The following is a 21,688-nucleotide window of genomic DNA, read 5'->3' on the forward strand; positions in this document are numbered from 1 at the left end:
CCATCATGACCGATACTTGCCATAACCATATAAAAATCCAAAGGATAAGTAATTAGGTGTCTGCTGCAGCTTCTGAAAAAATTGATCAATGGACCATTTCAGCCTCACAAAGAGTGTTAGTGGATCCTTTGCTGGATTGTTTAGTGTTACTCACTGAGCATTTTGGCAATCCGTGCTCGAGCGATTCGCTTGCGGCAGGTTTACCCTTGTCAGGTACCGTATTATCACCTGACTTATTGCCTCAGGCAGCTTCAAGAGCGGGTCTAGCGGCTAAGCTGTCTCGAAAAGGCTTAAACGAAGTATCACCTATATTGCTCCCCTGTATTTTATTATTAAAAGACAAAAAAGCCTGTATATTGCGAGAACTTGATGTTGCATCAGATAAAGCAATTATTCAATTACCCGAGACGGGCGGTGAAGAAACACTGACAATTGAATCGCTCGAAGCCTTATATGTGGGATATTTATTCTTAGTCAAACAAGAATACCGTGGCGACATGGGCTTCGATGTTTATCTACACGATAATAAAACCCACTGGTTAGTCCAAACCCTCAAAGATTCAGCACCCATTTATCGTGATGCATTAATCGCTTCTGTATTGGTGAATTTATTCGCCTTAGTTTCACCGTTATTTATTATGAATGTGTATGACAAAGTCGTCCCAAACCTCGCCTTTGAATCCCTTTGGGTTTTAGCGATTGGTGCGGCGATTGCTTATATGTTCGATCTTATCATGCGGCAACTTAGAAGTTACCTCATCGATGTTGCAGGAAAAAAAGTAGATATTATTGTCTCATCACGCTTATTTGCTAAAGCAATTGGTATTCCGCTAGAAAAACGTTCTCCTAGTATCGGCGGCATGGCGAAACAGTTAGGTGAATTCGATAATATTCGTGAAATTTTAACTTCGGCAACGATCACAACTTTAGTCGATCTCCCCTTCGCGATATTTTTCTTAATTATTATTTTTATTGTCGCTGGTGATCTCGCTATAGTTCCAGTCATTGGCGGCATCATCATTATTGGCTTCACGCTTTATATTCAACCTAAACTCAAAGCGGCAATCGAAGAAGGCAATAAATTTTCAAGCTTAAAACATGGACATTTAATCGAGAGCTTATCAGCGCTAGAGTCAATTAAAGCTAATGGTGCTGAAGGAATTGTGCAAAAAAGCTGGCAACAGATGATAGGCCACAGTGCAAACTGGCAATTAAGGTCAAAAAAGCTCTCCAACTCAGTATCGAACGTAGCGAACTTTACGGTGCAATTTACCGTTGTCTGCGTGGTGATTTTGGGCGTTTATCGTGTGGCTGATAATGCGATATCTATGGGCGGAATTATTGCTGCGGTCATGCTATCGAGCCGCGCCATTTCACCTATGGCACAACTTGCAGGCCTGATGACGAGAGCAAACCACACAGCCAGTGCACTACGCCAACTGAATGAAATCATGACTCAAGAAGATGAGTTTGAAAATAAAGGACATTTAGTTAGCAAACAAAGACTCATAGGCAAAATCAATGCTGATCATGTTGGTTTTAGTTATCCCGGTTCTGAAAAGCCTGTGCTGCATCCGATGTCGCTGACGATTAATCCTGGCGAACGCATTGCCATTATCGGTCGAAATGGTTCAGGTAAAAGTACGCTAGCTAAGTTACTGGTCGGGCTATTTCAACCAACGGCAGGAAGCTTGCGCTACGACGGTTTAGACTCAGCACAGATTCATCCGAGTGATTTACGTCGTAATTTTGGCTACTTACCCCAAGATGTCACCCTATTCCATGGTTCTATTCGCGACAATATTTTATTTGGTACACGTCAAGTCACTGAACATCAACTCATCCGCGCGGTACAGCTTTCTGGTGTGAGTCAATTCACCAACCTAGAAGCAGAAGGCCTAGACCAACAGGTCGGCGAAGGCGGCATGTCACTCAGTCGCGGACAAAGACAAACTGTCGCTCTTGCTCGCGCCACACTGAATGATCCCCCTGTGTTACTGATGGATGAGCCTACGGCGAGTTTAGATGCTCGCGCTGAACAACAATTTATTCGTTCAATGCAAAATGTCAGCAAAGATAGAACGTTAATTCTTATTACCCACAAGATGCATTTATTGCAACTCGTCGACCGCATTATTGTACTTGAACGCGGCCATGTGGTTGCCGATGGACCTAAAGCAGAAGTGCTAGAAAAACTCAATTTTGGCCTAGTGAACGGAGAGGCTAAAAGATGAGTAAACATTTAACAACAAACGACTTAGACATGGTTGATGATGTCTATGGCGCCATGATGACAGACGCTCCCAGCGGACACAGATTAATCATATGGGCACTTGCTGCTATGGTAGTGTGTTTTCTACTGTGGGCGGGGTTTGCTCAATTAGATAAGGTGACTACTGGAACGGGAAAAGTGATTCCTTCATCACAAGTTCAAGTGATCCAAAGTCTAGATGGCGGCATAATGCAAGAACTCTACGTTCAAGAAGGTGAGATAGTCACAAAAGGGCAGCCTTTAGTGCGTATTGATGATACCCGCTTTCGCTCCGACTTTGCTCAACAAGAGCAAGAGGTTTATGGCTTAAAAACCAATGCTATCCGCATGCGCGCAGAACTCGACAGCATTCTAATATCAGACATGACCTCTGATTGGCGTGAGCAAGTGCTTATCACTAAAGAAGCATTGATATTCCCTGAGGCTATCATTGCTGCAGAACCCGCCTTAGTGAAAAGACAACAAGAGGAATACAACGGGCGCTTAGATAACTTAAGTAACCAACTTGAGATCCTCGTACGTCAAATTCAACAAAGACAGCAAGAAATTGATGATCTCGCCTCTAAAACAACGACATTAACGACGAGCATGCAGCTAATATCCCGCGAGCTTGAACTCACTCGACCTTTAGCCAAAAAAGGTATTGTTCCTGAAGTTGAGTTACTCAAACTCGAACGCACGGTAAACGACTTGCAAGGTGAATTGAATTCAATGCGTTTACTCCGCCCTAAAGTGAAAGCTGCATTAGACGAGGCTATCTTAAAACGCCGTGAAGCCGTATTTGTTTACGCTGCAGAACTGCGCGCACAGCTCAATGAAACTCAAACCCGCCTCTCTCGCATGAATGAAGCACAAGTTGGCGCGCAGGATAAAGTCAGTAAGGCGATTATCACCTCCCCTGTTAATGGCACCATTAAAACCACGCATATCAATACACTGGGTGGTGTAGTGCAACCTGGGATCGATATTATCGAGATAGTTCCGTCGGAAGATCAACTGCTGATAGAAACTAAAATCTTGCCTAAAGATATCGCTTTCTTACATCCAGGATTACCCGCCGTAGTAAAAATTACCGCCTATGATTTTACCCGCTATGGCGGCCTTAAAGGAACTGTCGAACATATTAGTGCCGACACTTCTCAAGATGAAGAAGGCAATAGCTACTATCTCATCAGAGTTAGAACTGCAGAATCTAGTTTAACCAAAAACGATGGCACACAGATGCCAATTATTCCGGGAATGTTAACTTCAGTTGACGTTATCACGGGGCAAAGATCCATACTTGAGTACATTTTAAATCCAATTTTAAGGGCTAAGGACACAGCGCTCAGAGAGCACTAAGCCTTTTTTTATAAACCGGGAGGTTGGTCATGAAGACTTCAGCAATACGACAATTTCAATGTTCAAAGATAGCCATAGTGCTGTCATTAATCCTGTTACCTTTATCGGCTCAAAGTCAGACGTTAGAACAAGCCGTTGCACATACGCTAGATACAAACCCAGATTTACGAGTGGCCTTCAACCGCTTTAAAGCGCGAGAAGAACAAGTTAATCAAGCGATAGCAGGCTATATGCCAACTATTGATGTCAATGGTGGCTACGGTTACGAACAAACCGACAGCGTATCGACACGTAGACGACCCAATATCGGCGAAGTCGATAGCAAAGGGGTGGCTGAATTAAATCCCGGAGAGTTTGGTGTTAGCATAAAACAAATGCTTTTCGATGGTTTCTACACCAGCAGTGAAGTTGATCGTTATAGCTTTGAAGCTAGCGCAGACCAATGGGCACTGCTTGCTGCTGCTGAAGATATGGCACTCGATGTCAGTAAAGTCTATCTCAACTATTTACGCACCGATGAAGTGTTAAAATTAGCCGAGAAAAACCTTAACAGCCATAAAGAAATTTATGACCAGATTAAACAACGTACTGACTCAGGTTTAGGCTCAATAGCAGATCTATCCCAAATCTCGGGACGTTTGGCGCGTGCTAATGCTAACGTTATTTCTGCTCGCAACAATTTACTTGATGCAAAAGCACAGTACGTCAAAATTGTAGCGGCGGCACCGGCAGACTTAATATTACCAGTGCCAGATGCAGACATGCTGCCAAAGGATCTTAGCTCTGGCATTATTGTTGCGCAAGAGAATCACCCCATACTCAAATCTGCAGCAAACGATATTAGTGCCGCAGAAAATGAACGCTCTTCAGTACAATCCAATTACTATCCTCAGGTTTCTTTAGAACTGAATGGTAACTGGAATAACGATATCAGCGGCGAAGATGGAATATCAGGTGCTGGTGCTTTCCGCAGTGATGTGGGTGGTCATAGTAACGATCTCGTCGCCATGGTGAGGGTGAGATACAACTTATTTGCGGGGGGTAAAGATCTTGCCCGTGAAAAAGAAACTGCTTACAAGTTAGGTGAAGCGAAAGAAATCCGCCAACGCGCCCAACGTGAAGTTGTTGAAGGGGTAAACCTAGCTTGGAACGCATTTGAAATGCTAGCGCCGCAAAAACAATATATTCGCGATCATGTCGTGGCCGCAAAGGATACTCAAACAGCCTATGCACAACAGTTTAATTTAGGCCAACGCAGTCTACTCGACTTATTAGATACCGAAAATGAGCTCTTCGAGGCACGTAAAGACTACTTACAAGCTGAATATGATGAAGTTATTGCTAAGTATCGCGTGCTCAATTCTACAGGGCGATTATTAGACTCACTTAAAGTCACTAGACCTGATGCGTGGCGCGGAGAGCGCAATTATGAAGGAGGAGCTAACAAATGAAAACTCTCACATTTTTTCTAAGTGTCACTCTTTTAGCTGGTTGTTCGATGCGCGATACGGTTAATATTGACGAAATGGTCACAACTCAAACCTATGATCTATCTGATAAAGATAGCGATGGTGTCATTGAAGCCCGTGAACGCTGCAACGACACAGCCCAAGGGGCAGGTATTGATAACTATGGCTGTGGTAAAATAAAAGCGATTAACGAGCGAAAGGAAATAAATATTTTATTCCCGAATGACTCTGCTTATATTGCGCCTGAGTACTATCCTCAAATTGAAGAGGTGGCTATTTTTCTACGTCAGTATCCAACGACCAAAGTGACTATCGAAGGTCACACGAGTCGCACAGGAACCGATGAACGAAATACAGTATTATCTCAAGAACGTGCAAATGCTGTCACCGCAGTACTGGCTGAACGCTTTAGTATTGATAGAAGTCGATTAACTGCTATTGGATATGGTTCTAGCCGCCCAATTGTTTTAGAACAGACGCCGGAAGCAGAAATTCGTAACCGTCGTGTTGTTGCAGAAGTCACTGGTGATGATACGGCAGCAGACATGAAATGGACAATTTACTCGGTCGATGACAACTCAAAATAAAGGACTAACACATTAGGTTATGAACGGCAGACTTGATTATAAAGATTCATTATTGCGAGTCTGCCGCTTTAGCCTAATAGCGTCAGCCTTAGGCATATGTTGCCTATATGCGGCCCCCACACAAAACCTTGATGAAGTGAAGATAACTTCAACCCTAGAAAAACATTACGGCGAACGTGCTGGAATGCGAGCAAGGGCTTGGTTCAAAGTGTTATCGGAAGCGAGTACGCTAGATGAAAAAGAAAAGTTATTGAAGGTGAATAACTTTTTTAATTTATTCCGTTTTGTGGATGACAGTAAATTATGGGGAGACTCGAATTATTGGGCAACGCCGATGGAGTTTATTGGTGTGAATGGCGGTGATTGCGAAGACTTTTCGATCGCAAAATACTTCACCCTACTCCAACTTGGTGTTCAAGAGGACAAGATGCGGATCACTATGGTTAAAGCCACTACGGTTAATCAATACCACATGGTATTGGCTTACTATGAAACACCATCATCAATTCCTTTAGTGCTCGATAATCTTGACCATGAAATAAAACCCGCCACAAAAAGAAAAGATCTACTGCCTGTTTATAGCTTTAACGGTAAACAGTTATGGCTCAATAAAGAGCAAGGTCGAGGCGTACTGGCAGGGTCCTCAAAACGATTAGAAAAATGGAACGATCTTAACCATAGATTAGGTGTTGACCGTCTTAGGCAACCAAAATTAAAACTGGAGTAGCACCAAAAATGACACTGTTTAGACAGATTTATTCGCTGCTTTTTAGCCTATTCTTGCTTGTAGTTGCAAGCCTTGGCTATGTGCAATTCACTGAGACTCAAAGCTTTTTAACAAAGCAAATGGAGTCCGATCTAAACAATGCCAGCACTTCACTCGGTCTAATGCTTACCCCAGCACTCGAAGCCGGCGATACCGCAGCGGCAGAAACCTTAGTGAATGTTATTTTTGAAGGTGGTTACTATCAAAATGTAAAATTGACTTGGATGGTCGATGGTAAGCAACAAGAGTGGAATAATCCTTTAAAAATTGAAGATGTCCCTCAATGGTTTATCAATCTAGATCTGTTTAAAACCATCAAAAAACAAAGCACTATCACCTCAGGTTGGCTGCAGCTAGCACAGCTTGAAATCACTGCTCATCCTGGTTTTGGTTATCATGAACTATGGCGAATCATGTCCAATACCATCATAGCCTTCTCACTACTTTTTCTCGTTGCTATTTTTACAGCAAGAGTAGGCTTAACGTGGATATTGAAACCTCTCCACACCCTGTCTGAACACGCGAAAAGTATCGCAGCACGCCAATTTGGTCCAGACATGGCACTACCCAAAACCACCGAATTAAAAGACTTAGTGACTGCATTTAACAGCATGTCAGCTCAATTGAAACAAGTGTTCCATTCTCTTGACGAAGAGGTTGGCGCGTTACGTAAGAAGAATCTTGTCGATCCGGCGTCAGGCCTGCCTAACCGCCAATATGTAGTAAGTCGTTTAAATGGTTGGTTAAGTGAACCTAGCAGCGGCGCTTTATTCCTCGCCAAGCTCGACTGGCTCGAAGAAGTGCACAGTAAATATGGCTATCAAGTTCGAGATGAAACCATACGGATCCTCGCAGAAAAGTTTCAACAGCAATTAAACGAAATAACGCCTTCGGTCATAGGGCGTATTGCCGCCTATGAATTTGCATTTTTAGTGACCGATGTTGAACACGATCAGATCAGCAAATATTTACAAACACTTATCCGTACCATCAATCAAGAAATGTCAAAAGCAGGCTGTAAGCCCAACGAAGACTTTGCTATCGGTATTGCTGAACGTATTGGGCAAATGAATGTGTCGGATATTTTGGCCCAAGCCGACAATGCCCTTCAAAAAGCATTACAAGAAAATAAAACCTTCCACTGGTTTGAAACCACAGAGCAGCAATTATTCACCCGCGAGCAATGGCGCGATAACCTCAGCCATGCCATCAGCAATAAGAAGTTTAAGTTTAGATGGCAACCCATACAATTTTGCGATGGTGATGGCATAGCGCAACGGGAATTGTATTGCCAATTAGAGCTTGGCGATCAACTCGCCCATGCAGGGCAATTTATGCCTTATATCGAGTTATTATCACTTGGTGCCTTACTCGATAAATGCTTAATTGAAACTGTCTACGAGCAAAAACTGCTCGAGCGGAGCTATGAACCGCTCGCAATTAACTTAACCCACCAAAGTATTAACGATCCTCAGTTCCATGAGTGGCTAAATCAATTTTTGCGAAATGCCACATTTATTGAACGCATCTGCTTCGAAATCCCTGAGGCTGGTGTTTATAGTGATCTTAAGTCATGCCAGCACTTATGTAACATCATTCGCGATAACGGTGCTAAGTTTGGTATTGACCACTTTGGTCGTCAGTTTGGCTCTATGTCTTATCTACAGGAATTAAGACCTAGCTATGTGAAGCTGGATCAATCCTTCGCCTACTATGATGAGACACACCACAACAGCGAATTGTGCCGCGCCCTAATCAACGTAGCAAAAGGATTGGACATTCAAGTCATAGTGACGGGTATTCAAGAAAAGGCTCAGCTAGAACGTTTTAACGAGCTTAGAACAGATGCCTATCAAGGCTTTATCGCCCCGCCAGTGAATCTTGACTAAGCCGTATTATTAAGAAGTGGTTTTGCAAACAAAAAGCTCCGTAAGGAGCTTTTTGTTTTTCTACGGTTGAGTGACTATGCCGATACAGTTCAGCAAGGTATAAATTAAGAACAGTGGCCAACTGCTATACTCATTGAGGATGTGCTATCAAGCAACAACAAACATGATAATGCAAGTGAGTAAGTTTCATTTCGCCAATGCAAAAAAGCCTCAGTGTATTCATTAATGAATGCTGAGGCTTTTCTACTTATTTGGTCGGTGATAGAGGATTCGAACCTCTGACCCTCTGGTCCCAAACCAGATGCGCTACCGGACTGCGCTAATCACCGTAAATTTTGCACTATTATTTACATACGCTTAGAGGGTTCACCCTCTCGTCCACTTTCATCCAAAACATCTGGATGCGTTATCGGACTGCGCTTATCACCGTAAAACATTAACTATTTACTTAACTTACATTAAGCTCGCTAGTCACGCGAAGAATTTGGTCGGTGATAGAGGATTCGAACCTCTGACCCTCTGGTCCCAAACCAGATGCGCTACCGGACTGCGCTAATCACCGAGAATAAAAATCTTTATATCAAAGTAAATGAATGGGGTGACTGATGGGGCTCGAACCCACGACAACCGGAATCACAATCCGGGACTCTACCAACTGAGCTACAATCACCACTGATTTTCACTTACTTTGCTAACCTTAAAGCTCACAACTCTGTTCGGAAGTGGTGCGCCCAAAAGGATTCGAACCTTCGGCCTCACCCTCCGGAGGGGTGCGCTCTATCCAGCTGAGCTATGGGCGCTCGCCTTGGTTAGCGCCGCATATACTAGGGTCAAATCCCCTTTGAGTCTATAGCTGTTTTGCACTTTTTTTACTGACTGCTCAAGTTTTATCACATTAGCTGACTTTTAAAGCGGAATGCAGCCAAAATATGACTTGGATGTTACAGTATTTCATGCTAATTATAGACTTTGGTAAAAGCAAACATATATTTAACTAGTGAGTATCATGTTTAAGGATGAAGATGAAACTGGCCAGCCGCGTGTGAGTGAAACTGAACGCTTACGCAAAAAAATTATTCGCTTAAAACAATTAGCGCATAAATATAAGCATGCTGAGATCATTCAAAACGCATTACTCGAAATATCCAATATTGCGACCCATGCTTCTTCACTCGAAGAATTCTATGTCGGCGTACATAGCCATCTAAAACAGCTGATTCCCGCTGATAATTTTTTTATTTCAACCCTGGATACTCACACAGGTGAACTCGCCATCCCCTTTTTCGCTGATGAGAAAGATGCCCATCCAGCGGAGCTTTATCCTGAACAATCACTATCTACATTATTACAGCAAGGATTAACAGGCTACGTACTCAGAACTGGGAAAGCGTTGTTGTGTAACAATGACACAGTCAATGAACTGATTGCCGCTGGAGAAATTGTTAATTTAGGTTCTCCCTGTCATCTGTGGCTGGGCGTGCCCATCAAACAAGATGACATAGTAACGGGTGTGTTAGTGGTGCAAACCTATGACACAAACATCAGTTATGGTGAAATCGAACTCGAGTTAATGACGTTCATTTGTCACCATATTGCTGGGGTAATGGAACGGCTAAAACATCAAGAACAATTAGAACAAGCTATCCAGCAAAGGACAAAAGAACTCAGCCAAGCCTACGATAAGTTAAAACTAGAAGTCTATGAACGGCGTAGAGCTGAACGCTTACAAAAATCACTGTTCGAAATCGCCGAGCTAGCAAGTTCCAGTGCCGACAACCCAGACTTTTATGCCCAATTGCATAATGTTATTCGACATTTAATTCCGGCCAATAACTGCTATATCGCCCTATTAGACGACACAGAAACCCATCTCACTTTTCCTTTTTATGTATCGCAATTAGCCAATAAGCACCCAGGCACTCGGCCGCTACAAGACGGCTTAACCGAATATGTGCTCAAACATAAGCGCCCACTATTGCTAGATCAAAGCAGTATCAATGCATTAATTGCCTCTGGTGAGCTATATTCCCAAGCGCCAGCGTTAAATCACACTCAAACCATGCATCAATGGATCGGAATCCCGCTTTTTATCCATGATCAAGTTCGTGGTGCGTTAACGATTTACAGTTTTAGCATGACACAGAATTACCAAGTTAAAGACTTAGAATTACTGACATTTGTATCACAGCATATAGGCTCGGCTATCGAGAAAAAACTGTCTGCAGAGTCCTTACAACGCAGTTATGAAGAGCTAGAAGAAAAGGTTATTGATCGTACCAAAGCGTTAGCCGAACTCAATAAAAGTCTTGAGAAAGAAATTCAACAACGCCGTAGTATGGAAGCCAAGCTAGTTCACGATGCCAAACATGATGCACTTACAGGCCTGCCTAATCGCGCTATGTTTATGGAGCGTTTATCTCAAGCGATCAAGCATGTTCGTCGCCATAGCTTAGAACAGTTTGCCCTACTGTTTATCGACCTCGACCGCTTCAAACAGATTAACGACACTATGGGACACCTAGAGGGCGATAAATTCTTAATTGAGACGGCAAGCCGCCTCAAGTCCTGCATTCGTGATAATGACACCTTAGCGCGACTCGGTGGCGATGAGTTTGTGATACTGCTCGATAGCATTAACAACATCAACGACGCGAAAGATATATCAGAAAGAGTGATCCAAAAAATATCCCAGCCCTATCGACTTGGCACAATGGAATTTAGTTCAGGAGCCAGTATAGGTATCACCATCAGTGGCAAACACAGAATCGATACCAGTGAATCTATGTTACGTAATGCAGATACTGCCATGTATCAGGCGAAAGCCAATGGTAAAGGCTGCTATGTTATTTTTGATGATAACGCCCAACATCAGGCCATGCAGGATGTCGAGTTAGAAACTGAATTTAGACATGCATTACACCATGCTGAAATCCAGCTTAGTTACTTACCAGTAGTCAATTTTAAAACAGGTCAAGTGCATGCATTAGAAAGCCGCCTGTTCTGGCAACATCCGCAGCGTGGGCTCTTACAGCAGGAACAACTTAGCACGCTTGCTGAACAGTCACACCTTACCGTTGAGCTCGATAAATATACGATCAGCATCATAGATAGCAGCTATCCCCAACTCCTCAAACAACATGATGAATCTGTTGAATTACATGTCATGCTTTCGAGCCAACATCTCAAGCATAAGCATGTACTGCGCAGTTTGAAAAACACTCTCAAGCAAACTCAGTTAAACCTGAGCCATTTGTGGTTATTCTTCAATGAAAAAGCCCTAGTGCAAGAAACTGAAAATCATATCAATGGCTTTGAATTGTTGCAGAAACTCGGGGTAAAACTCGGCATCAGCCAATACGGTAGCGGCTATAGTGCCTTAAATAGCTTATTGTTTCTGCCAATAAAAGGCTTAAAACTCGATGCCAACCTCACCAAACAAATACAAGGCGAGCAACAGCTTAAGTTAATGTCTGCCTATCAAAAAACGGCATCAACCTTAGAACTGCAAACCTTTGTCGATGGCATTGATAACCCTGAACAAAAACGTATCTTCAGTGAACTGGGTTATCAACTGGGTCAGGGGACTGCTTTAGCCAACACTTTTACCTTATGTGAAACCCAACCACAGATCTGTGCTCAGCTCGAATATGCCTAGTAAACAATAAGTAGCTGATTTAAAAGAATAGTAAGCGAAACCGCTCGCTATTTTTTAAACATGTCTCTTAAGCTAGAAATATTTGCCCGCCCCGTTTGCATCCGCTCCTGCTCCGTTTGTTGTGGCTTACGGTTTTCCCACACCACATCATCTTGAGGTAACTCAAGTAAGAAACGGCTTGGCTCACAACGCATGGTTTCACCAAATTGGCGCCTTTCGCGGCAGAGGGTGAACCAAAGCTCTCGTTGAGCTCGAGTGATACCCACATATGCCAACCGACGCTCCTCATCGACGTTATCTTCGTCTATGCTGGTTTGATGAGGCAAGATACGCTCTTCTACTCCAACCATAAACACGAAGGGAAACTCTAAGCCCTTAGAAGCATGCAAGGTCATCAACTGCACCTGATCACCCCCTTCATCCTCACTATTACGCTCCATCATGTCCCTGAGCGTCAATCGAGTCACCACCTCTGGCAAGGTCATAGGCTCATCTAACTCATCACCCGCGAGCATCTCAGTCACCCAACGGTAAAGCTCTGAGATATTCTTCATCCGCATTTCAGCGGCCTTGGCACTGGTGCTGGTTTCGTATAAGTAATCTTCATAATTGATCTTACGGATCAAATGCTTCACCGCCTCGACGGGTTCACCACGTTCGGCATGATCCCCTGTCTCCACGATAAAACGACCAAACTGATACAAAGATGACATAGCCGCAGGCGGTAAATGATGATTCAGTTCAGGCTCAAAAATCGCCGCAAACATAGAAATATGCTTCTCGTTGGCAAAATTACCTAAACGCTCTAAGGTTGATGGACCTATGCCACGTTTAGGCAAATTAACGATGCGCAGGAAAGCATTATCGTCATCGGGATTCACCACGAGCTTTAGATAGCCCATAATGTCTTTAATTTCAGCACGAGCAAAAAATGACGTACCACCACTCAATTTATAAGGAATACGGTTCGTCATCAGTGCGCGTTCGAGTAACCGTGATTGATGGTTACCCCGATACAAAATCGCATAATCGCCAAACTGAGTACGGCCGACAAACTTGTGCCGCACAATTTCAGCAACGACACGTTCGGCCTCTTGCTCCTCATTGGCGGCAAACAGCACCCGCAACGGCTCACCATAGGCAAGCTCGCTAAACAGAGCTTTATCATAAACATGGGGATTATTAGCAATAAGAATATTCGCAGCCCGTAGGATCCGCTGGCTAGAACGGTAGTTCTGCTCCAATTTAATCAGCTTAAGCTGCGGAAAATCTTTACCCAATAACACGAGGTTTTGTGGCTTAGCACCGCGCCATGAATAGATAGACTGATCGTCGTCCCCCACCACAGTAAAGCGCGCCCGATCACCCACTAACAGCTTTACCATTTCATATTGGCTGGTATTAGTATCTTGATATTCGTCCACCAGCAAATATTGGATCTTGGTTTGCCAGCGCGTACGCACTTCTTCATGGTGGCGCAACAATAAGGTTGGCATCAGGATTAAATCGTCAAAATCTAAAGCGTTATAGGCTTTCATATGTTGAGCATAACGCTGATACAACATAGCAAATAAGTGCTGTTGCTCATCTTTAGCGATTTTGCGTGCATGCTCGGGAATAATTAAGCCACCCTTCCAGTTTGAAATCGTACTGGCGAGCGCTTTAAGTAAATCTTTATCTTCATCCAACTCGTCTTGGGTTAACTCTTTGAGCAGTGCCAAGGTATCTTGATCATCAAACAGCGAAAAGCCTGGCTTTAAGCCTAAGACCTTATGCTCGCGTTTAATGATCTCAAGCCCTAAAGTGTGGAAGGTTGAAATCCACAGACCCCTGGCTTCCTTGCGGCCCATCGACTGAGCGACCCGCTCTTTCATCTCGCGGGCAGCCTTATTGGTAAAGGTCACCGCCGCGATATTGCGCGCCTTATAGCCACACTTTTCGACCAAGTAAGCGATTTTATTGATAATGACGCGCGTTTTACCACTACCCGCACCCGCCAATACTAGGCAAGGGCCTGAAACATAATGAACAGCATCGTTTTGGGCGGGATTGAGTTTCATCTTTGCGCAATATCCAAACAAGTCGACAGAAAGGGATGGGATCATAGCAGAATCGACAGTTTTAAGGCTAACAAATCCCCGCTTAGGTTGAGCAGAACTCAACTCTGTAGATAAGCTTCTCCGTGATATAAACCCCAACAACAGCCAACTAAAGTGTTCACGCGTCTGCTTTACTTTTGAAAGCTAACGTACTGAGTTACAATCGAGCTATTCAGTAAAGAGGCGGACAAGATTATGATCAATCCAAAGAAAATCGAAGAAATGGCGAAACAATTGAGCGAAAGTTTGCCCAGCGGTCTAAAGCAATTTGCCGGTGAATTTGAAGAGCGCAGTAAGCAAGTACTGCAAAATCAATTGCTCAAGTTGGATATGGTTTCCCGTGAAGAATTTGATGTGCAGCAACATGTACTACTGAAAACCCGCGAAAAATTAGAAGCCCTACAAGCTCAAGTCAATGAGTTAGAAAAAAAGCTCAACGCAGCGGGCTAACTTATCATGCATGTTTGAAAGAGCACAGTTAGCGATAGCGCAGCTGTGCTTTTTTGTTTTTAACACTTCAAGCATTGAGTCACTTGGGGAAATAATGCAACAACTCGCCAGCTATATCCTTGCTATTGAAGGCTATCCAAGCCCTGTCTACGTGGTAAGCCAATCAAACAAGCAACAAACCTATCACGATGATAATGTGGAGATTTGTGAGTCAATAACGCTTTATCACTTCGATAACGGGGTTGTGATTAGCAAGCTAAGCGAGCAAGATAAACAAGCTTATGAGTCAGACATGGTTTGTGAAGATTATTGGCTCAGCTATCGGGTTGTAACAGCTCATATTGCGATTTCGCCGCAGCAAAAATCCTTTAGCAATCTATGTCAGCAAAGCTTTTGGCTTAAGATGCAGCAAGGGCTGGCAGTAAAGCCACCGCTGCAACCAGAGCATAAACAGAATTAATGCTTTAGCGTCGAACAATCAAGGAATGAAGCTACAATGGATGTCACAATCAGCACACACTATCAGGACTATCTTCTTTGGGGATTATTATTGCTTGGTGGCCTGCCGCTACTCACTTATCCCGGTGTGCTTCTCGCCAGTTTGATGGGACTGGCCAGTCAATCAAGCATTAAACCCGCTTTTATCTATCGATTGATGAATCAGTGTTTTCTATGGGGAAGCCTAATTTATCCCGCCGTGTATATCCCCTGTTATCGCATTACGAGCGATAGCACTGCGACTTCTTCATCTTTAGTCATTGCTGCGTTGCCACTGCTGTATCTAATCTTACTGTATGGCTGCTTTCGCTTTATGGATGCTCCAACTAAAAAGACAAATAATTAAAGCTTTTGTTGGCGAGCATACTTTTGCTTAAGGCCTTTATGGTTAGCTTTAACTAACTTCCAGCGGTCACAGCCATTGAAACGAGCATATTCACTGACTGCGATATCAAAGGCCGCACAGAAATCCTCATCTAAGCCATTCACCATCACGCCCTCTTCTAAAATCAATTGCTGTAATAGCAATAGGTTAGCTTGACGATCGGCTTTAACATCCACGCGGCCAACAAAAGTGTCGCGCCACAGAATTGCTAAAGAATAATAACCATACTGACGCTTTTCGGCTGGGACATAGACTTCAATTTGATAATCAAAATCAAACCATTGCTTTAATCTTTGCCGTTGGATCAATAAATTATCGAAGGGATTAAGCAGCCACACTTTATTAGGTAATGGTGCATTTAGCTGTAATGAAGGGCGATAAAAGTAGCTTTGGCCCGCCGTCTTAAAACACGCTAATAACCCGTGAGCTAACAACTCTGCCAACTCTTGGGCTACTGCTGATTTCATACCTTTGCGTAAATAAGCCATTTGCGCCGCAGTACCGAAGGCGTGGGCATCAAGATAACGATCAATCAAATAGCGCGTAAACTCACTATCTGTCGGTGCTTTGGCATTTATATTTTGTGGCAACACGCGCGCGGTAAGATCATAAACCTTTTGAAATTTCTCCCGCCGCACCACCATCAACTCACCACGCATAAACAGCTGCTCTAGGGCTTTTTTCGCGGGTTTCCAATCCCACCAAGTACCGTTTTTAGCTTCACTATGTTCGAAATCACTGGCCTTGAGTGGCCCTTCTGCAAGGATTCGCGCCCGCACTTCCTGCATTATTTTATCGTCGGGCTCAAACCAATGCTTACCGCCATTTTGCAGCAGCTGTTTACGCTGCAAACTAAAACGGTAATCGGCAATTGGTAAATAAGCTGCCGCATGGGACCAATATTCGAAAATCTCTCCTTTGGCTAAAGCCATATCAAGCATCTTTGGCTGATATTCTGGCATACGACTATGCAGCACATGATGATGCGCTCGTTCAACCACGTTGATAGAGTCAATTTGTACATAACTGAGACGTGAAATTGCCTCGGTGACAGAGGTATATGGTTGCAATAATCCTTGCTGCTGCATATTTAATTGCAGCCACTCGCGGGGTGAAAAGGGATTAGACATCGATTCTCCAAATTCAACGACAAGCAAATACCAAACCAGAGCAAAAAAAACATAACGAACTGAAAATAAAAGCATTTAGCACACTATTCAACGAGTAGGTTTGTGAAATGTACGCACAAGTCTACTCACTAGGCAGTATCTTCGTATAACATAAGCAATTTATACCTTAACGGCTATCGGTTTACCTGCCCGTTAGTTTCACGACTCGAAATAGAGCCTATCTGGCATAGGCTCTTCATTAAGGATTGATGATGAATATCTACTATCGCCACGCACAACTCTGCGGCCGCAAAACGGGTAATGGCACTAAGCTGCCATTTTTGATGAATATCTTGTATTCACTTGCTGCTAAAAATGGCGATCACCAGCCCTTTTCAATGGATGACATTAACGCCGTACTGTTTAATCAGCATCAGTCGATTGGTTGCTCTATCGAGGCGCCGCTACCGATAGTGAGTTGGCGCACCGAAGCGATAGAGTATGAGTTATTTAAAGGCGAAGAGCTGGTGTACCTGCCCCAATGTATCATCTTTAGCAATGGCGCCATTGCCTATGTCATTGTCGTCATGGGTGATGAGTATGAGCTGCGTATTTGGCCCGATTACAGTAACCGTGATCGAGAAAAACACCACTGGTTTTCCCACCATGCCGTAGTCTATTCCGCAGAACTTGACGTCTTTAAACAAAGCTTCGAAGCACTGCTCAAGCATATTAAAAAAGAAAATGACTACGAGAAAAAACACCCAAAATTTGGCAAAGACATCCCACTATCAGATTCATAAACTTGAATAATGAGTATGGATTTAGCGGCAATCGCCATAATTTTGCCACTATTGATCAGCAACTTGCCCGCAACTTTTGTAAAAAAATCTGTTTTAATACCAGCCGTGATACCGAGTTAACTCTGCACAATCTAGCGGATAAGTCTCGGTCGTATTTCATAGGGAATGAAATTCAATGTTCAGCATTATTTTCTGGGTACTCACCCTACTTAGTTTGGCCTTATTTGGTAGCGCAGCCTATTTAGTGGTGCGCGCACTCCTCAAAAAATTTAATCGAAGTCAAGGAATCGATATGTCAGCACAAGAACCGTGGGCAGTAGCCACCGCAAAGGGAACTGCATTAAAAAACACCACCTTATTAAAAGCCTTAACCATTGGCATACTCTCAATCCTCGCGTTGATCCCGCTGGGGATCATTATGGATATGACTTCTGATCGCCAAGCCCTTTACCACAGTGTTGTCGATGAAATCGGCCGTTCATGGGGTGAGCAGCAAACCCTCTCAGGTCCTGCGCTGGTGATCCCTTACAGCTATTTTGTGTTACAAGAAGAAGTCAGTAACGACGGTAAAACTCGCCATGAAGTGAAGCGTACCTATCAAGATGAGCTAGTGATCCTACCGAAAAAGCTCACCCTCGACTTAGACCTAAAACATGATTTTCGCACCCGTGGCATTTATCAATCGCTGGTGTATAACGCAGCTCTACAAGGTCAGGCCGACTTCAGCCTTAACCGTTATGATATTCCTAACCTTATCGCCTTCGATAACAAAAATGCCCGGTTAGTCTTTGGGGTGTCATCGAATCAAGCAATTGATAAAGTAGAAAAAATTGAAATCACCGGTGAATCGACATTACTCTCTGGATCACTGATGTCGGGCACGGGGTTAACCACTGGCGGTTTAGAAAAAGGCTTTAATCAAAAGATCCAAGTCAGCGAAGCGAGTGATTTTAGTGTGGATTTTGCCATGACACTACGCGGCTCTCAGTCTATCAGCGCATTGCCACTAGGTGAGCAAACGCTAATCAATATTCGCGCCGACTGGCCGCATCCAAGCTTTAAGGGATTATTACCCGCAGAACGGGACATCAACGCGCAAGGCTTTACTGCAAGTTGGAATATCAGCCACTTAACCCGTAACTATCCACAAGAGTTTATTAAGAGTAATCAATCAACTCTGACTGAAGTCTCGGCCAATGCGATTTTATTCGAACCAGTGACTCACTACGGCAAGATTGATCGCTCGGTAAAATACGGCCTACTGTTTATCGTGCTGACTTTTATCATGTTGTTTATCTTCGAGATCGGACAAAAAACCAGCCTAAGCACGATTCAATATGTGTTAGTCGGCAGCGCCATGGCCTTGTTCTATTTGCTACTACTCTCGCTATCTGAACATCTAGCCTTCTTGCATGCCTATTTAATTGCCGCCTGTATTCCCGTGCTGTCGGTATCGGCTTACGTAGGGAGTGCCACTGCAAGTATTAAGCGCGGTGCATTAGTGGGCATTATGCTGGTGAGTTTATATGCCGTGCTGTACTCGATACTGCAACTGGAAGATTACGCCCTATTGATGGGTTCAGGTTTACTGTTAGTCGTACTGTTGATTTTGATGTTCGTGACTAGGCATCACCCTAAGAACACGGCGCAATAGCGCCCTACCGCTCCACCCTTGAAGACCCCCGACAGCGCCATCTTTTGCTGTCGGGATTTTTTTATTGGCAAAACCATTGCCGCGTTGTAGCCTATGGCGTTTTATGAAGAGGCTTATATTTTGACCCATAGCGTCTATCTTTTACGCCGTTTAGGTTTAGCTTGGATACTGTTGGCAACCATTCCGGGCTTACTATTACTGACACAGAATCAGCTGTTTCCACTGATCGATCTGCACTCTACCTTAGCCAAAACCTTATATTGGATTACCATGACGGGCACAGCGCCCTATGGCGTCGCAACAGTCTTGTTTGTATTGGCGATCGCCTATCGTCATATGCCTAAACCACTCTTTATAAGTTTATTTTTTGCCATCAGCCTCAGCCAAGTTATCAGCTTAGGCTTAAGCCACACCCTCAAATCCTATTTTAAAGAACCCAGACCTAATCTCGTTTTTCTAGCAGAACAAGCAGAGCCTAAGCATGAACCGCTTTCACTCGATGCCTTTTATCAATTGGATAAACAGTCACGTTCAAAGACAATTGCCAATGCACTCGATGGCTTGATCGCTGCAGAACCTGCCTTGAAACTCGACTCGCGGATCCATCAGCATTGGGAAGATGAAATCGGCTATTCTTTTCCTTCGGGACATACTATTTTTGCAGTGACGCTAGTGCTTACCGCCAGCTACTATTTGCTACTCGCTGGATTACCTAGCTTAGTCATGGCGTTATGGAGCTGGGGATTTTTGATGGGATTAAGCCGTATGCTGCTTGGCATGCATTGGCCGCAGGATGTACTGTTTTCAACCTTTTTAGCCGCCATCATCAGCGGATGTAGCGTGTTTTTTGTCAGTAAGTTGCGTCCACTCTCGCATGCGTTTGCTAAAGGATCTGAACGCTAACGCTGTTAATTCAGCGTCTCGATTTGGCTGTCGACTCAAATACGACAGATTCAAACACTATGAAGTTAAATACTTAGGCATTGCTAAGCACTGCCTAAGTATTTTGCCACTAGGGCCTGATAAATCCCATTGGCCTTAATTCTAGCGAGCCCTTGATTGAAAGTATCCCGCGCCACTGAGTTGTGGAACACCATTCGATAGGATGTTGGGGGGAAAATAAAGTGGTAGCTTAATGCTTGCTGGGTATCAACATCATCCTCAACGAACTTATTCAGTTGAGCGAATATATAACGATCGGCAATCACAGTATTAATGCGACCTAAGTACAACATACGGTTCTGGCTTAATTGGCTATCGACTTCACGATAAATAGTCTGTTGCGCTACAGCATTAAACTCAGGGCCAAGTAAGAAGCGAGCATTTTCAAAAGCGGCGACACTGTACTTTTTAAGATCCGCAATACGTGTTATTTCAAGGCGTTGTTCTGCCAAACTGATCGCCACATTGGTATATTCAACATAATCATTGGACCAATAACCATCAACGCCATTTGCAGGGTTCATCGTCATTACAGCATCTAATCGATCTTTATTGAAATATAAAACTTGGCGTTTACGAGAGTAGAATTTGAAGTTGACTGGCTGCCCCATTTCCTTAAACGCGGCCTTAATAATCTCGATCTCAAGCCCTGATTCAGCATCTTCGATAATATAAGGCGGTCGATTTAGAGCGCTACCAATGGTTAACGATGCAGAAAATGCATAAGTCGGTAATATGAATAAGCAGATTAGCAACAAACTCAAGCGCATACAGTGTCTCACTCTTATTAGTATCATAACAATAGCGGTAAATAACGGGAGCTCCAAACAGCGCGACTCCCAAAATCTCTATCCGTTATCACTGTCACAACCTTAAAATGTCTCATTTGATCAAGATTTTTGGCAAAGTCGGCTAAGACTGGCAAACTAGAGGCTGACTCAGTTAACCCTAAGCTTTCAATGACAGACACTCACCCCTACAAACTCGATCAACTCGATTTAACGATTCTGCGCTTACTGCAAACTCACGGCAGATTATCGAATCTCGAACTGGCCAATAAAGTCGGACTATCGCCATCTCCTTGCTCGCGCCGTGTTAAAGCCTTAGAAGAAGCGGGCTATATTGCCGATTATGCAACGCGTCTGTCGGCGGATAAGTTCAACCTGCATTTGACCGCATATATCCATGTTCGAATGGAGAAACATACGCCGGCGATTCTCAATCAATTTGAAACCAATGCACTCGCCTACGAAGAAGTCCAAGAATGCGCGCTGATCACGGGCTCAGAAGCCGACTACCAACTTAAAGTGCTAGTACAAGATATGGCGCACTTTCGCACTTTCCTGTTAGATAAACTCACGACCAACGTGCATATCGCAGGGGTGCATTCCAGCTTTGTCCTCAAAAAGGTTAAGGACCACACGGCCATTCCCTTAGGGCACGTCAACATTCAAGCATAAGCCAACACCCAACAGTCACTGCAAACACCGCAAACAAGACAGCGGCACAAGTAACAGTCATAGCACAAAATAGCGGTTAGACATCTGCCATACGGTATTTTTTGACCATAAGATCACAATTCAATGAATTTTTATCATCGCAATGATTCGCCAAATCTCGACCATCCGCCGCACCTGATAGCAATAAAATCTCGCACAAAACAGATAGGCAGCACACAACATTAACTTATAGCCAAAAACCGATAAATTATTGCCAATTAACACCAAATTAACGCACTAAAATTGCGTTGAAATCCTAATTTATCCGCC

17 protein-coding genes and 4 tRNA genes are annotated in these 21,688 nt (G+C 43.7%); 14 read left to right on the top strand and 7 right to left on the bottom strand.

What is annotated here, in order from left to right; all coding sequences use genetic code 11:
• Positions 1–56 precede the first annotated feature (56 nt).
• Genes RA178_RS20065 through RA178_RS20090 form a run of 6 tightly spaced genes read left to right on the top strand, consistent with a single transcriptional unit; the run spans position 57 to position 8,324 of the window.
• Complete coding sequence (locus tag RA178_RS20065; RefSeq protein WP_105250446.1) at positions 57–2,234, top strand: type I secretion system permease/ATPase; 2,178 nt, start codon at positions 57–59, stop codon at positions 2,232–2,234.
• Complete coding sequence (locus RA178_RS20070; protein WP_168825932.1) at positions 2,231–3,613, top strand: HlyD family type I secretion periplasmic adaptor subunit; 1,383 nt, start codon at positions 2,231–2,233, stop codon at positions 3,611–3,613. The genes RA178_RS20065 and RA178_RS20070 overlap by 4 nt, the downstream gene beginning before the upstream one ends.
• Before the next feature lie 29 nt (positions 3,614–3,642).
• Positions 3,643–5,064 (top strand): TolC family outer membrane protein, encoded by a 1,422-nt coding sequence (locus RA178_RS20075; RefSeq protein ID WP_105250448.1) that lies wholly within the window; start codon positions 3,643–3,645, stop codon positions 5,062–5,064.
• A complete protein-coding gene (locus tag RA178_RS20080) occupies positions 5,061–5,669 on the top strand; it encodes an OmpA family protein (RefSeq protein WP_105250449.1) in 609 nt (202 codons plus the stop codon). The genes RA178_RS20075 and RA178_RS20080 overlap by 4 nt, the downstream gene beginning before the upstream one ends.
• 19 nt (positions 5,670–5,688) lie before the next feature.
• On the top strand, positions 5,689–6,396 hold the full coding sequence (locus RA178_RS20085) for a transglutaminase-like cysteine peptidase (protein WP_105250450.1): 708 nt from the start codon (positions 5,689–5,691) through the stop codon (positions 6,394–6,396).
• A gap of 8 nt (positions 6,397–6,404) precedes the next feature.
• Complete coding sequence (locus RA178_RS20090) at positions 6,405–8,324, top strand: bifunctional diguanylate cyclase/phosphodiesterase (RefSeq protein WP_105250451.1); 1,920 nt, start codon at positions 6,405–6,407, stop codon at positions 8,322–8,324.
• Between the two features lie 252 nt (positions 8,325–8,576).
• On the opposite strand, the gene RA178_RS20095 is transcribed toward RA178_RS20090, so the two are convergent.
• From RA178_RS20095 to RA178_RS20110, 4 genes are all read right to left on the bottom strand, one after another.
• Positions 8,577–8,653 (bottom strand) — tRNA-Pro (locus RA178_RS20095).
• Between the two features lie 156 nt (positions 8,654–8,809).
• Positions 8,810–8,886 (bottom strand) — tRNA-Pro (locus RA178_RS20100).
• A gap of 32 nt (positions 8,887–8,918) precedes the next feature.
• A tRNA-His gene (locus tag RA178_RS20105) sits at positions 8,919–8,994 on the bottom strand.
• A gap of 53 nt (positions 8,995–9,047) precedes the next feature.
• A tRNA-Arg gene (locus RA178_RS20110) sits at positions 9,048–9,124 on the bottom strand.
• Positions 9,125–9,330: 206 nt separating this feature from the next.
• Here RA178_RS20110 and RA178_RS20115 point away from each other — a divergent pair.
• Positions 9,331–11,979: a sensor domain-containing phosphodiesterase gene (locus RA178_RS20115; protein WP_306683553.1), complete on the top strand. Its 2,649-nt coding sequence runs from the start codon at positions 9,331–9,333 to the stop codon at positions 11,977–11,979.
• 47 nt (positions 11,980–12,026) lie between these two features.
• On the opposite strand, the gene rep is transcribed toward RA178_RS20115, so the two are convergent.
• A complete protein-coding gene (gene rep, locus RA178_RS20120; protein WP_113940857.1) occupies positions 12,027–14,039 on the bottom strand; it encodes a DNA helicase Rep in 2,013 nt (670 codons plus the stop codon).
• A gap of 234 nt (positions 14,040–14,273) precedes the next feature.
• Here rep and ubiK point away from each other — a divergent pair, with 234 nt between their 5' ends.
• The 3 genes from ubiK (at position 14,274) to RA178_RS20135 (ending at position 15,372) form a co-directional block, all read left to right on the top strand.
• Positions 14,274–14,528 carry a ubiquinone biosynthesis accessory factor UbiK gene (gene ubiK, locus RA178_RS20125; RefSeq protein ID WP_006083441.1) on the top strand — a complete coding sequence of 85 codons (255 nt, stop codon included), beginning with the start codon at positions 14,274–14,276 and terminating at the stop codon, positions 14,526–14,528.
• A 94-nt stretch (positions 14,529–14,622) separates the two neighbouring features.
• A complete protein-coding gene (locus RA178_RS20130; RefSeq protein ID WP_306683557.1) occupies positions 14,623–14,988 on the top strand; it encodes a hypothetical protein in 366 nt (121 codons plus the stop codon).
• A 36-nt stretch (positions 14,989–15,024) separates the two neighbouring features.
• Positions 15,025–15,372, top strand: a complete 348-nt coding sequence (locus tag RA178_RS20135) for a hypothetical protein (protein ID WP_306683559.1) — start codon at positions 15,025–15,027, stop codon at positions 15,370–15,372.
• Here RA178_RS20135 and RA178_RS20140 read toward each other — a convergent pair.
• Positions 15,369–16,541: a winged helix-turn-helix domain-containing protein gene (locus tag RA178_RS20140; RefSeq protein ID WP_306683561.1), complete on the bottom strand. Its 1,173-nt coding sequence runs from the start codon at positions 16,539–16,541 to the stop codon at positions 15,369–15,371. The two genes, RA178_RS20135 and RA178_RS20140, sit on opposite strands and share 4 nt — an antisense overlap.
• Positions 16,542–16,792: 251 nt before the next feature.
• On the opposite strand from RA178_RS20140, the gene RA178_RS20145 reads away from it, so the two are divergent.
• From RA178_RS20145 to RA178_RS20155, 3 genes are all read left to right on the top strand, one after another.
• Positions 16,793–17,323 carry a hypothetical protein gene (locus RA178_RS20145; protein ID WP_306683563.1) on the top strand — a complete coding sequence of 177 codons (531 nt, stop codon included), beginning with the start codon at positions 16,793–16,795 and terminating at the stop codon, positions 17,321–17,323.
• A gap of 175 nt (positions 17,324–17,498) precedes the next feature.
• Positions 17,499–18,977, top strand: a complete 1,479-nt coding sequence (creD, locus tag RA178_RS20150) for a cell envelope integrity protein CreD (protein ID WP_263163982.1) — start codon at positions 17,499–17,501, stop codon at positions 18,975–18,977.
• Positions 18,978–19,070: 93 nt separating this feature from the next.
• Entirely contained in the window at positions 19,071–19,880 is an 810-nt protein-coding gene (locus RA178_RS20155; RefSeq protein WP_306683565.1) for a phosphatase PAP2 family protein, read from the top strand.
• Positions 19,881–19,963: 83 nt separating this feature from the next.
• Here the strand turns inward: RA178_RS20155 and RA178_RS20160 are convergent, their stop codons facing one another.
• On the bottom strand, positions 19,964–20,689 hold the full coding sequence (locus RA178_RS20160; RefSeq protein ID WP_306683567.1) for a substrate-binding periplasmic protein: 726 nt from the start codon (positions 20,687–20,689) through the stop codon (positions 19,964–19,966).
• Positions 20,690–20,878: 189 nt separating this feature from the next.
• Between RA178_RS20160 and RA178_RS20165 the strand changes: the two genes are divergently transcribed.
• A complete protein-coding gene (locus RA178_RS20165) occupies positions 20,879–21,379 on the top strand; it encodes an Lrp/AsnC family transcriptional regulator (protein ID WP_105253008.1) in 501 nt (166 codons plus the stop codon).
• The last annotated feature ends 309 nt before the right edge of the window (positions 21,380–21,688 follow it).

Origin of the sequence: Shewanella oncorhynchi (assembly GCF_030848765.1) — a bacterium.
In the GTDB taxonomy this organism is placed as follows: domain Bacteria; phylum Pseudomonadota; class Gammaproteobacteria; order Enterobacterales; family Shewanellaceae; genus Shewanella; species Shewanella oncorhynchi.

Bases quoted from the DNA above. Each gene is read 5' to 3' on its own strand.
- RA178_RS20090 (WP_105250451.1), top strand. From the start codon at position 6,405: ATGACACTGTTTAGACAGATTTATTCGCTGCTTTTTAGCCTATTCTTG.
- RA178_RS20135 (WP_306683559.1), top strand. From the start codon at position 15,025: ATGGATGTCACAATCAGCACACACTATCAGGACTATCTTCTTTGGGGA.
- RA178_RS20130 (WP_306683557.1), top strand. From the start codon at position 14,623: ATGCAACAACTCGCCAGCTATATCCTTGCTATTGAAGGCTATCCAAGC.
- RA178_RS20115 (WP_306683553.1), top strand. From the start codon at position 9,331: ATGTTTAAGGATGAAGATGAAACTGGCCAGCCGCGTGTGAGTGAAACT.
- creD (WP_263163982.1), top strand. From the start codon at position 17,499: ATGTTCAGCATTATTTTCTGGGTACTCACCCTACTTAGTTTGGCCTTA.
- RA178_RS20165 (WP_105253008.1), top strand. From the start codon at position 20,879: ATGACAGACACTCACCCCTACAAACTCGATCAACTCGATTTAACGATT.
- RA178_RS20075 (WP_105250448.1), top strand. From the start codon at position 3,643: ATGAAGACTTCAGCAATACGACAATTTCAATGTTCAAAGATAGCCATA.
- ubiK (WP_006083441.1), top strand. From the start codon at position 14,274: ATGATCAATCCAAAGAAAATCGAAGAAATGGCGAAACAATTGAGCGAA.
- RA178_RS20080 (WP_105250449.1), top strand. From the start codon at position 5,061: ATGAAAACTCTCACATTTTTTCTAAGTGTCACTCTTTTAGCTGGTTGT.
- RA178_RS20140 (WP_306683561.1), bottom strand. From the start codon at position 16,541: ATGTCTAATCCCTTTTCACCCCGCGAGTGGCTGCAATTAAATATGCAG.
- RA178_RS20160 (WP_306683567.1), bottom strand. From the start codon at position 20,689: ATGCGCTTGAGTTTGTTGCTAATCTGCTTATTCATATTACCGACTTAT.
- rep (WP_113940857.1), bottom strand. From the start codon at position 14,039: ATGAAACTCAATCCCGCCCAAAACGATGCTGTTCATTATGTTTCAGGC.
- RA178_RS20155 (WP_306683565.1), top strand. From the start codon at position 19,071: ATGGCGTTTTATGAAGAGGCTTATATTTTGACCCATAGCGTCTATCTT.
- RA178_RS20085 (WP_105250450.1), top strand. From the start codon at position 5,689: ATGAACGGCAGACTTGATTATAAAGATTCATTATTGCGAGTCTGCCGC.
- RA178_RS20145 (WP_306683563.1), top strand. From the start codon at position 16,793: ATGAATATCTACTATCGCCACGCACAACTCTGCGGCCGCAAAACGGGT.
- RA178_RS20070 (WP_168825932.1), top strand. From the start codon at position 2,231: ATGAGTAAACATTTAACAACAAACGACTTAGACATGGTTGATGATGTC.